This window comes from Halobellus inordinatus (assembly GCF_024498335.1).
Taxonomy (GTDB): Archaea; Halobacteriota; Halobacteria; order Halobacteriales; family Haloferacaceae; genus Haloquadratum; species Haloquadratum inordinatus.
Genome location: NZ_CP101826.1, coordinates 56,078 through 68,457, shown reverse-complemented (window position 1 = coordinate 68,457; position 12,380 = coordinate 56,078). Strand labels below are relative to the sequence as shown.

Annotated in this window: 8 protein-coding genes; all 8 read right to left on the bottom strand. The window is 58.0% G+C overall.

The window, feature by feature from the left end; translation table 11 throughout:
* Positions 1–3: 3 nt before the first annotated feature.
* The 8 genes from NO362_RS13625 to NO362_RS13590 all read right to left on the bottom strand — a co-directional run bounded on the left by NO362_RS13625 (position 4) and on the right by NO362_RS13590 (position 12,380).
* Positions 4–537, bottom strand: coding sequence for a DUF7342 family protein (locus NO362_RS13625; RefSeq protein WP_256546825.1), 534 nt, complete (start codon positions 535–537; stop codon positions 4–6).
* Between the two features lie 157 nt (positions 538–694).
* Entirely contained in the window at positions 695–1,135 is a 441-nt protein-coding gene (locus NO362_RS13620) for a DUF8030 family protein (protein WP_256546875.1), read from the bottom strand.
* Between the two features lie 616 nt (positions 1,136–1,751).
* Positions 1,752–3,263, bottom strand: coding sequence for a primase-associated protein (locus NO362_RS13615; RefSeq protein ID WP_256546824.1), 1,512 nt, complete (start codon positions 3,261–3,263; stop codon positions 1,752–1,754).
* Positions 3,260–4,144, bottom strand: a complete 885-nt coding sequence (locus tag NO362_RS13610; protein WP_256546823.1) for a bifunctional DNA primase/polymerase — start codon at positions 4,142–4,144, stop codon at positions 3,260–3,262. The genes NO362_RS13615 and NO362_RS13610 overlap by 4 nt, the downstream gene beginning before the upstream one ends.
* Positions 4,141–7,956, bottom strand: a complete 3,816-nt coding sequence (locus NO362_RS13605; RefSeq protein ID WP_256546822.1) for an ATP-binding protein — start codon at positions 7,954–7,956, stop codon at positions 4,141–4,143. Before NO362_RS13605 ends, NO362_RS13610 begins: the two co-directional genes overlap by 4 nt.
* Positions 7,949–10,156: a VirB4 family type IV secretion system protein gene (locus NO362_RS13600; RefSeq protein WP_256546821.1), complete on the bottom strand. Its 2,208-nt coding sequence runs from the start codon at positions 10,154–10,156 to the stop codon at positions 7,949–7,951. Before NO362_RS13600 ends, NO362_RS13605 begins: the two co-directional genes overlap by 8 nt.
* Complete coding sequence (locus NO362_RS13595; protein ID WP_256546820.1) at positions 10,149–11,267, bottom strand: TraC-like domain-containing protein; 1,119 nt, start codon at positions 11,265–11,267, stop codon at positions 10,149–10,151. Before NO362_RS13595 ends, NO362_RS13600 begins: the two co-directional genes overlap by 8 nt.
* Positions 11,268–12,380 (bottom strand): TrbL/VirB6 family protein, encoded by a 1,113-nt coding sequence (locus NO362_RS13590; RefSeq protein ID WP_256546819.1) that lies wholly within the window; start codon positions 12,378–12,380, stop codon positions 11,268–11,270.

Genomic DNA, 12,380 nt, shown 5'->3' with positions numbered 1-12,380 from the left:
GGGCTACCCGGACGCCTGTTCGCGTTCGCCATCCGTGCGTTGCTGACGCGCGCGTTCGTAGCGGTCACGCTCCTCGCGGGCGGTCGCCCAGTCGCCGAGGTCGCTGTACACGTCGTCGATGGTTCGCTCGTCGCTGTCCTCCGCAGCGGCGACGGCGTCGACTGCGGCCGGTGACGCGGCGTCGTACGTCGTCTCGTACTCGGTGATGCGCGTCGTCAGCTCACGAACGCGATCCTGCAGGTCCTCGACGGAATGGTCGGCCGCGAGCTGGTTGATGCGTCGCCACTCAAAATACGCGTCATTCCGTTCGTAGGTGGCCGGATGGCCATCGTGTCGAGTGACGATCCCCAAATCGTCGAACCAGCCAAGGTATTTCCGGGCGGTCTTGGGGTCACAGTCAGCGCTGTCGGCGATCGCGCTCGCCGTCGTCGGCTCGCGGGTCTGCAGGATGGTGCCGTAGATGCGTTGTTCAACGTCGTCGCTACTGAACGCATCCTCGAAGGGGGGCGGACCATCGGCGGCGTCTGTTTCGGACATACTCGGGATTGCAGAGCGAAGGATATAGTTCTTACTTCGGGGAATAGTTTCCTGATTAGAGTAGCGTACAGGGTGCTGCCTGGTTGGCTTCGAAAGGAGTACGATGTTAACCAACAACAGGTCGTAACTCAGGGTGTTGTTGGTTAACTCACGCAGGTCAGCGCATCTGGAGCTTTCGAGCAGGTTTGACGCTGAACGTATCTGGGTTGTCGACCGGCACGTCGTGACTGCGATCAGTTGCTTGTGACGACGACCGGGTGAGCCGGGTGATGAGATCCTCACGAACAGCCCGCCGACTGACTGTCGACTCGTGCCACCCAAGTCGTTCATCGTAGTGCCGTTTCTGAAACATCTCCCCGTTGTCGTCGATAGAGATGAACTGCGTTCGCTTTGCTCCCCACACGTTCGTAGAGACGTACTCCGCACCAACCTCTTCGTGGGTGAGCTCCACAAGGACACACTCAACGAAGGAGACGATGGAGAGCTGACTTCTCTCGTTGGGAACCGTCAGTTCGAGATCCGCCCACGGCGCTTCGCTTGATTGTTCTATCTGTTCGCCACGTAGCCGCGATTGCTGTCGCTCGTGTTCTGAAGACATGGTAGTTGAGTGGGCGCTCACTGCGCCCCTCACCCCTCTTGGGGGGTGAGAAAATCCACCGCGAATCGCGTCACCATCCGGTGAATGGATTCTGATATGTTTGCTGTAGACACTCTCGTTTGCTGGCCCTTCGGCCGGAGAGAGCCAGCGGCGTTTGCACCGGTGTACCCTAGCCTTCCTTTGGATAATTCTGGAGGTACAGTGAGAACCGAAACCCGCTTAGATTTGACGATAGGCTCGTCGGGCTGTTCTAAGGCGCTATTGATGTCCTCGACGAACTTCAAACACGGCTATCCGAAGTAATTGTACTTGACGAGGTGGTGAAAACCTCGAATTCGAGAGAACGGTATCAAATTCTGGGCAAAAATTCGACAACCGCGAATTACAGCAGTTGACGGAGGTTCGTTGCGACTCGTAGAGAAACAACTCTATTCGGCTGAAAACAGATGTTACAGTGCCTGAAAAGTGCACGACGAGGATTCTGACCTCTTCAAAACCGCACCTCTAATAAAAATTATATATGTGGTTCATTCGCCCATTGAAACTCAACGTGCCATCAGCGATTGAGACTTCCAACAGGGTCGCTTTGATCACATCCAATTGGTTCCCAGCAGAGCTAGAACTCTTCGCCGGTAGATTCCGCCTCATCCAGTTGGTCGTACATCTCGTCCGGGAAGGGAAGGCTTCCCCAGATAGAGTAGGGACACTGGTCCTGCCCGATGCAGTACCGCTGCATATCGTCGTTGTCGCAGTTCATCGGAAGCGGGGTGTCGCCACCAATCGTATTCGAGAACTCGTAGCGAATCTGGTAGTCGGTGACCTGTTCGTCGTACCACGGCCATCGTGAGAAGATGTCCTTGAGATCCGCGACAATCGTCTCGAGGTCACTGTCCTGGTACTGTGGCAGCCACATCACCATCCGAGCAAAGCTGTACAGATCCTTTCGGACTGGCTTCTTTTCGTAGAGGCGTTCGGCCATATTCGCCATACAGGGCAGTTCGAACAGATCTTCGATCGACTCGACGTCAAGGGGCTGGACGCCACGTGAAGACTCCTGAATCCGGTAGTGGTTCGTATTTCGGTGCTGTCGGATAGTGAGATTCCGATGGTCGCGCTGGGATGCAAGGAGATTCCCAAGACTCCGAGGACTCGAGATACGATTACACACATCTTGCTTCCAGTCCGCTTCTGGGTCGTACGCCTCTACTGCTTCAAACAGCTCTTTCGCCGAGTGGAACTCTCCCAGTGAGACGACCTCGTCTGGAACGTCTCGAATCGCGTCCCGGAGCACACGGATGGTCCGTTCACCCGGGTTCCAGTCTCGCCAGATTCGTTCGTGGTGTCCCGTCTCGATGAAGCGGTCAATGCGCTCTGTGATGGCCGACTCATTCGTTGTCAGCCACGTCAGCTGGTCTTCGGAAAGGTTCTCCTCTTGGACTCGCAGGAGCTTCTTGAACGCACGTCTGGCGTACTCGCGATACTTCGTGTCGAAATCACCGACCGGTACGTAGAGGCAGTTGTTCTCGACGCGAGTGAGCAGTTCTCCGGTCTCTCCTGGCTCGGTGTCGGCGTGAACGAGACAGTCCCTGGACGCCGCAGCCATCGGGATTTCGAGATAGAACCCCTCACCGAACTCGGGTATCTCCTTGATCCCTGTACAAACGCGACCAGGGTGCGGACCATCCTCTCCGGGGTCTTTCGCGTATAGCACTTCTGCAATATCCTGTTGAAGGCTCCCGTCACCGAATTCTCGAAGGAGGGACGCGAGGTTGTTGACATAGAGCTCGCGAATATCGTAGAGGACCTGCACCTTTCGTGGTGGGGCGTGCTCGAACTTCGGGTGTGCTTTGACGCAGATCGCACTCAACGTCGCGAGGATGGCGAGCGTTCCGGGATCGTCGACGAAGGGTTCCTCTGCGGCATTTGTCCTGATGTCTTCTTTGAACGCCGCTGTCCCGAACCGCTCGAGGTCGTTTAACAGATCGTCTGGTTGGTCTTCGCCGTCGACGATGTATCGATTGTAGCCCCGCGTGAACAGCTGGTTGATGCGAGCCGTGCCGTATTCGAGTGGGAGCGTCGCAACGCGATAGGCGGTGTGCTCGTCCTCGACAGGCGTCGACTGACTCATAACTGGAGCACCTCCGGTGTCGCAGACTGAACGTCGAAGGTCGGACTCTCTATCGGCGTGACGATACTGCAGACGTCAGCGTGCAACGAGTAGGGTAGTCGGGCGACTCGACGACGGTCGGCGGTAACCACTGGGTCGATGGGGATCTCGTAGGTGTCTTGCAGAAGTCCGTTCAGCACTTCTCGACTCTTGGCGTCGTACCGATGGGCAGGGTCCGTATCGAGGAGGTAGACGTGAACGCCCTGACCGCTGTACACCACCATCGTCTCCTCGGCGTTGAAGTCGTCCTCGAAGACATCCCGCAGTTCGAAGCCGTACTCGATGGCCCGTTCGAGATCTTCAAAGGCATACGGATACCCTTCGGGAGCGGCATCGAGGATTCCTGCGGCGTTGAGGAGCGCATCGTCGTCTCGGTCGTCGACATCCTCCGAGGCCGTATCCGCTGCTCGGTTCCTGGCGATATCTTTCGCGTCGATGTCGACGAGGAGGACCCAGGGCCGCTCCCAGTGATCCAGCGCGTAGTAGACTGCATCAGGACACGGGTCTGGTTTGTCAAGCAGGTCTGGATCTGCGAGCGCGAAGTTACTCCGACCGAGTGGATCATTCCGTGCTGGATGCCGGATGAATTTGAGGACGTCGTCGAACTCCTGAAACGCTGCCGTGGTCCGCTCTCCGGAGGTGTTCGTCTGCCACGTATCTCGCCGAATGAAGTCCTTGTCTGGGACTCCGTCTTTCCGTACCGGGTGGGGTTCTCGAAACGCGAGTGCGTACTGTTTCGGCCCTTCCGCTGTGATGAACGACGGGAGTTCGTCGACGTACGAGGGGAACTCCTCCGTGTAGTACCTGTAAATCTCCTCGCGCGTAGCTTGGCGCCAGCTCATAGATTGAACTCCTGGTCGAGTTTGTTGAAGCTCCGAATCGTTGTCATCCCTTCTGCGTCAAACGATTCGACGGCTTCCCGAATATCCGAGAATCGACGGGCTGCACGCCCACTCACACTGCTGTCTATCCGGTCGGCCTCAGAGAGACAGTCCAGCACCTCGACGACTGTCTCGCGTCTGTTGAACGCCCAGACAACGTTTGCGTCCACCGCACTCTGCTTGTCGTAGTCGTCGACCGGCGCGTGTTTGTTGTTACTCGCGAGTTCAGCTTCACCGACCCACACGAGGTCCCCGTCAGCATCGAGACCGGCAACATCGAACACCATCTCCTCATCGTACTCATAGTAGGATTCGACCTGTGCGACGTCTTCGTGGGAGTCTAACCACAGTTCGAGCAGCTTCACACCGACCTTGTGCGGCGTCTTCTCGCCGACATCTCCCTGACCAGGGCCGACCTTGAGTTTCTGGCCGAGCAGTTCTCGCCCTGCTGGGAGTACGGTGTAGTACTTCCGACTGCACGCTCGCCCTTCCTCCAGCAGGTCCTGGTCGATGAGCCGCTGCGTGTCTAGGTCATCAAAGTCGTCCTTGAACGCACTCATTGAATCCATAAGTCCATAATTCGGTGCGTCCCTGTTCATCACGTCGAGGACGCGAGTCAAGAACCGGATGTCGTCGTGAGTGAGTCCGCGCCGTCGGAGTTCGTCATCCGAGACGGTCACGCCACCTGCCTGTACTGGCGACGATCCGTTTTCGTCGACGGGATTCGTCTCCTCTTCTGTGGCCGACTCTTCTGACTCTACGGATCCCATATTCCCAAACAGGGAATTAATGGTGTCCGCGTCTTTCTCCCTCTCTTCGTCGGCTGCTGAACTACTGGTTGCCTGTCCGATGAACGATGATTGCGTCGAGTCCACAGGGCTAGTCGAGTCTGCGGATTTCGAACCTTCGTCGTTCGGTCTACTTCCCCAGCCCTCGTCTTTGGCTGTCTCCGGTTCGCTGGTAGTCTCAGCAAGCCCATACTGGGCCTGTGTTCGCTCCGAAAGCCGTGGGAGGGCCACGGTCTCGAAGTGGTCCTCCTGTTCGACAGAGAGCGGCTTGTCGCTCTCTGGATGGCCGGCTGATATCGGGAGCGGCTTCACCGAGAACGGGGCTGGCCCCGTCTCCCCGAATGACGGACTCGGGAGTTGGGCGATCCACTCCCCGCTGGGGAGCGTGTTGATCCGGTTCCGAAGGTCGGTCGGGCTCAAGTCTTCGTGGGCCAGCGACTCTGCGAGGTCGCGCTCGATGGAGATGTTCCCGATGAGCTTCGTCTTGATGTTGTTGAGGACTTCGTCGTAGGCGCGTTCGCTCCGGTTCCGGACCTGCCCGGGGAACTGCATCACCAGTCCCATGCTCAGGCCGAACGACCGGCCCTGTGGAAGCAACTGCTCAGAAACGAGTTTCGTTGATGCGACGGGGGCTGCCTCCTCGATGATGAGGTTGGTAAGGTTCTCGTAGTCCGTGTTCCCGTCACGTCGACGCACCTGTACTGCGTCCCAGAGGTTACTCAACAGGAGGAGTGTGATCGCTCGCTGTGCCTCCGGACGGAGATCTCCTAAGTCGAACAAGATCGTGGCGTCTGCGTCTAGGAACTCGCGGAAGTCGAAGCGGTTGTCGATGTATTCGCCGTTATCGTCCTGTTCCGGGACGTGACTGAAGATCCGTCGCAGGTGTGCGTCCTCTCTGAGCTTATCAAGGCGGTTCCCGACGGCGTCCATCGACACCTGGAACCGGTGGTCGTCCTTCGCAAAGTGCCGTGTGAGCGACTCCTCGACGTTCCTGTTGGCCGCCGAAACTGGCGGAACAGTCCGCTCGCGTTGCATCTGGAGTGCAGCCGCAAAGAGTTCATCGAGGCCGAAGGCGTCACTACCGTATCCCTCGTCGAAGAGCGCCTTGATGAGGTAGCTCAGGATCTCGTTGGCGACAAACGCTTGTCCGTACTGTTCGCGACCCATAACCATCCGCATAATGTCGTGGAAGTGGTCGACCTTGTCCTGAATCGCGTCTTCACGGTTTCGTCCGGCCTTGAGCGCAGGCCGGATGTCGAAGAAGGAGAACGCAGGAACTGTCTCTGGGACGCGGAACTGGTAGACGTCGTCCACCCCGTGGAAGTGTTCGTAGTGGCAGCGAAGGTAATTCGCGCACATGCCATCGCCTTTCGGATCGACGATCACGACGGGTCCGCCAGTCGTCTCCCGGAGGGACAGCGCGTCGTTGATGATGGCCTTCGATTTCCCGCCGCCTGTCGATGCGAACCGGCCGTAGTGCGTCGTCAGGAGCTTGGGCGGAATCCGAATCGGGTTCGGTTGGGGAACTCCGTTCTCATCGAGTGCATACCCGATCGCCATTCCCTCTTGGAACTGTTGAACCAGGTCTGGATTGGGCCACGGAAGCGGGTTTCTGCTTTGCTGTTCAGCGCGGGTACCGCGTGTTCCTTCTACTGTGAGTTGCTCAGACGATGGGACAAGCACAAAGGTCGCGAGTTCCGTCCCACAGAGGACGAAATCCGGTCGGGTCTTGCCTCGGCCGGTCGTAATCTCTCGATCAAGTAGCCGATGGAGGGCAGTCCGGGCGTTCTTCTCCTTCGTCTTTTCTCGAAAGCCGTCAGCACGGAATCGTTCCCCCTCGACTTCGTAATAGGGGCCGTCAACCGGGTCGAACACGGGACGAAGGGAGTTTATCTGGACCGCGAGGTCGTCGCGGGCTTCGTCATCGGTCGGAACGCCGACTGCTCTAATGTTGGCAGTGAACGACCGCTTGGGATTCTTCGCGTCGATATACTCGATGCGCTTGGCGACTGACTCGCTGAGCTGTTTCTCGTCGCGATTACTCCGCTGATCTTCGACCTCGAGGAGGGAGCCAATGATTTCCTGGAAGAAGGTGTCCCGTCCGTCGACAAGATCCTCTTTTCTGATCTCAGCGTCGGACTGCCAGCTTGTCCGTCGCTGGAACACGACCTGAAACGCTACTGGTGACGCCGCCTCCATCAGGTGGTCGACGAGTGACGCGAGAGTCGCACCGGGCTGGTCGATAGCAGCCAATCCGTCGTCTTCGTCCCCGGATGCGAAGGGCGTCAACGACGTCATCCAGTCTTTCTTTCGGGTGGCTGAACCAGACCAGCGTACGCCGACTGGCGAGACGGCGTCGACGGTGGGCCGAGCGAGTATTGTTCCCTCTGCCGTCTCGGTTGGCTTTTCGAGTGTCGTCAGTGGTCCCTCGTCCGGAACTGCATTTGGAGGTCCAAGCTCAAATGCCGTCTCCCCAATCTCGACGAAGTGGCCATAGGACGAATCGACTGTGGCACCACCATCTGCAAGGGAGGATGCTTCGGTCGTTGGTGTCTGGTCTTGGTCACGCTCCTCGCTGCCAAGCTCGTGCTGCTCGTCGGGACCAAATTCGTACTGTAGCTGCCCTGCTTCGTAGTGTTCAATGAACTCTGCTGGTGTGAATTCGACTGGCTGAATGAGTCGTGAAGCGATGTCGACGTCGACGCGTTCGATGTCGAACGTCTCGGGATAGATCGAACGAAGGCGTTTTTCGAGTGTGTCAAGATGCTCGTCGGCGCCGTAGAAGAACTCGACAGGGTCGTCCGCTCCCTCAGATAGTGCGAGAAACTCGAACTTGGGCGGTGTCTTACTGTGGAGTGGGTTCAGCTTCTGCGCGAGTCCAGTTGACTCCGCCGTCGTCAGTTTGTGCAGGCTTTCGAGGACCCGAGGGATTCCCTCGGGATCCAGGCCTTCTGATGTTGGCGTGACTCGGAGATACTCACGCATCGTCTACCCCCTCCATCGAACCGCCGTCAGGTGTGGCGGAGATGGATTCCGCGTCACTCGACTGTCTGTTAGTCGATTGCTCTTCCAGCTTCTCTCGGAACTCCTGGACGTCCGTATCAACTGCGCCTTCACCAGCGCCGGGGAGTGAGGAACGGCGCTGTTCGGTCGGGTCGAAGTCGATGACTTGCTTCTCCTTGGGCATCGCCTCAACCTTGATGCCGCGCCATTCTCCGTCGACGCCGACGAGCGCCTCGGAGAACCCAGCATCCTCGTTGCCGGGGACTGCGTCCTGTACGTAGCGCATCTGTGCGTAGTTCAAGCCGAACTCGTCGGCCCACTGGTCGTCCATCCCGTCTAAGCGATGGAACTGCTTGACGGCACACTGATCGAGGATGGCTTCGGATTCGGCGTGCTCGAAGAACTCGTCGACGGTCTGGGTAACGAGACGAATCGAGAGGTCGTGGTGGCGGTGATGGCGGAACACCGTCTCGAGGAACGCCAGACTCGCGGCGTCTTGCATAATGTAGCGCGCCTCGTCAATGACGAACACGACCTCCTTGTCAGTCTCCTTCGCCCGCTCGTACACAAGCGAGATGAGCAACTGCATCGTCAGCGCCGTGCTGCTATCGACGCTACCCTCCTGCTGGGCGAGATCGAGGTAGATGACCTTCTCGTCACGGATGTCGAACTCCGAGGACTTCCCGAGATTGGCGTGGCGACCCTCCTCCTCGAAGGGGCGAAGCTGGTCCAGCAGCCACGTCGCGTCTTCGCGGATCTTCCCGGCCTCCTCGTCGGATCGGACGACGAACGCCTCGGGATTCGCAACTATGTCCTCGAAGACGTCCATTATGTCCCGGATGGTCGGGCTGGGGTTGCCGTGCGTCGAGATATCGTCGGTGATGTCGTTGCGCTTGTAGGCGCGCTTGAGGCCGAGTTCGAGCGTCGTCCGACGATCACCGAGCGAGATGCCCCGCAGTGCGAAGAAGTTCGTCAGGAAGCTCATTGCGTCGTCGAGCTTCTCGTTGAATGGGCTCGCGTCCTCACCCATCGCACGCTGTACGTGGTCGGGTGTCTGGCGGATCTCCAGAGGATTCAGACCGAGCGTCCCACCGACAGTGATGCGTTTTGCACCGAGTGCTTCGGAGACGCCCGCCCAGTTGTTGAGCGGTTCGAGGATGATGCCGATGCGGTCCTTGCTCTGCTCGATCGAGCGGATGAAGTTCTGTTTCGAGCCGAACGACTTCCCGGACCCAGTATCGCCGACGGTGAACATCGCATACCCGTTGTCACGGGCGAACGGGTCAATGACGACCGGACTCTGGTTGTCCTTGTGAATCCCGAACTCGACTCCGCCCTCCTCGAGGATGGTCGCATTATGCGGTGACGAGAGGAGTGCGCCAACGGCTCCACCAAGGGCGATAGATTCTCGCCCGAATACGTTGTCACCAATGGGGGCCGCTGACTGCAGCGCGAGGTCCTGCCGACAGATTGCGGTCTTCGGCGTGAGGTTCGCCGGGTCGTCGCGAAGGGCGCTCTTGACCTTCTGGACAGAGTCCCTGAGGTCATCCTTGTCGGCGGCGCGAACCGTGACGAACATCCCTTGGTCGAAGACGTTCGCACCGCTCTCGACGGCTTTGTAGGTCGCAGCGGCTTCGTTTGCTCGCTCCTGAAGGTACGCACTGCGGACGCTCTGTTCCAGATCGGCGTCAACCTGGAGGTCGTCAGCGATGTCCTGCAGTTCGTTCCGCGCTCGCTGCTGGTTCTTCGGGGTGATGTGGGCTGTGAGGTCGAATTCGACGTCGGTCAGCTCGAAGAGGTCGCTCAGATAGCCGTCGTTCGGGTAATCGGCGTAGTCAGCGATATACAGTGTCGTTGTCCACTGCTCGCCGACGTTGGCTGCTCGAGTCTCCCATTCGATGGCTGCCGGCGCAGTCACTGTCTGATGCGACTCGGAGATATCGTCGAGGAGTTGGCTCTCTACCTCTCCTTCGTGTAGTGTCTCCTCGTCAAGGACATCCGAGAAGTTGACTTCAGGTTCATCATCGGCAGTATGTCGGGTCCAGAAGCGTTTCCCGATCGCTCCGAGGGCGACAACCAACAGGAGATACATCGCTGTGCCTTCAGATGACGTTGGATTCAGTAGCCACTCGGTGAGTTGAGAGATCGCCTCACCGCCGGCCTGCAGGACGGCGCTACGCATTGGTCTCATCCTTCCGCTTAGAGTGGCCGATGATCGGTTGCTCGCGAACAACACGCTCGGATTCGTCATCGTGCTCACGACCATTCCAGAAATCCATATTCAGGACGAACAACTCGACCGTACTGAGCCGACGAGCAGACCACCCGGATGCTTGTTGAATGAATTCGGCACGAACGTCATTCACGCGGCTGTCGAGCTTCTCGAACATCTGGGCGCGACGTTCGACGTCAGTGAGATCCTCACGGCGTGTCACAAAGGGGTTGAACAGGAACCCGATGACGGGGAATTGCGTCAGTTTCTCCGCAGGTGTGCCTTCATCTCGATATCTGTCGTAGACTTCGAGCGGGGTCACCTCGACACCAATGTAGTAGCGAACTTGCTGGATGCCCCGATCACGCATTTCCCTGGGGCGGGTCTCGCGGTACTCTGCAAGAAGTTCCCGGAAGATCGGGTTCTGCGTGACGTCCTCGTCACTGAGCCGCTTCTCGATCGTCTCAGTGATCTGTTCGACTGGAAATGACCGCGTTGTCGCGTGGAGTTTGAGTTTCGAGTCCAGTTCCTTGTTGGCGAAGTCTTCGCCGGCCGCCTGGAGCTGGGCCCAGTCGTCGGACATCGCGAAGTCCATATTGTCGGGGTCGATCTCGATGAACGCTTCCATCGTCCCATCGGCCCGTTGAATCGCTCCAGCTCCGGGCCACGCCCGCTTAACGTTCGTGAGGTCCTGCGTTCGCTCGTCTGGTTTGAATGGGGTGTAGTTCGCAAGCCCGCCCTCGTTTCGCTCTGTCTCGTTCGTGCTACTGTCAGCCTCCGCTGGAGCACTGAATGTGACTTGTGGGCGCTTCGCGTACCGATAGACGTCCTTCGTCCACGTCCACGCGTTCAGGTGGTCAGGAGAGACGTAGATGACTGCAACACCGAATCCAAGCCCGCCAGCCACGAGCGGGAGCGCGAGCGATTCGACGCCGGTGAGACTCGCGATGAAGAGTGCGATGATGGGGAAGGCGATGAGCACGCCGACATCGCCCTCCTCGATGTTGAGATAGGGGATGTGGTTCTCCTCGCCAAATTGGTTCATAATACGCCGTGCGGCCGCGTCTGAGTCTGTAGACATTTACTGAATTCCTCGGTCGTACTCCATTCCGCGTTTGTCACTCGATGCGTCTGCAGTGGCCCCACTCGGGTCATTCTCGGTGCGACGGTACGAAGGGGCACTATCCTCAGTTCCGTGTCCACCTCGAGCCGCGGCCTTCTGTGCAAGGGCTTGACCGGCGGCTGCTTTCGGTCCCCACCGTGCTGCGGTTGTCGCAACACCGGCGCCACCGACGTAGGCGCCGGCCGCGACACCGCCGATTAGGGCTGCCCCTTTCGTTGCACCGCCAACGACTCTGGCTGTCAGCGGAGTCGCGAACTTGAACGTCTTCCAAGTAATGTAGAGGGCAATCAGCGGGAGTGAGACAGCGACTAGATATCTTAGAAATGCGCTATTTGGAGCGAGTGACCCCTGTGAGTAAAGCAGATCGTATCCTTTGAAGACAACTGCTGCCGGGAGAGGGAGGACTGCAAGAGGGACAAATCGCTTGCTGAATCCCATCGCGATATCAGAGAGAACAGGGATATTGCCGTAACCGAGTGCAAACGCAATTGGCATACCATACACGTAGACGTAGAGAAGAACATCCCGGATGTAGTAGAGCGCTTCAAGCGCCCACATCGATAGTCCACCAATGAGGGCGAATATCAGCGCTAGTCCTGGATTGGTTAATGACGTTTCAAGAAAGTTGAGCATCACATTACCAAGTGAGCTGAGACTAGGTATCAGGGCAATTGTGAACCCATCCACGATGTGGAGGCTGAGAACGCTCAACCAATACCAGGTGATAATCAAAAATGCGCCAACCCAGGCGGTCTTCTTTGTTTTTCGATCTTCGTAGGCGTTCCCGACATTGAAGATCCGGAGAGTGTGTCGTCCCTGGACACACATCACTAAGAGAAGAAGTGCAATTAGCATTATTTCACCACCAACCAAGGCATCTCGAATTGCTATCCAAGGGTCATTTGTCGGGGCACCAAAGACGAACGCACCGTCTGTTTGTGGGGTTGGGGACCCAAACATCTCCTCTGTTAGAGTGTCGTAACCGGTCTGGAGCCCCTGCATAAAGAGCCCAATAATCCAGCCGACGACACCCTTGAATCCCTCAAGAACGACATCAATTAGATCAACCAT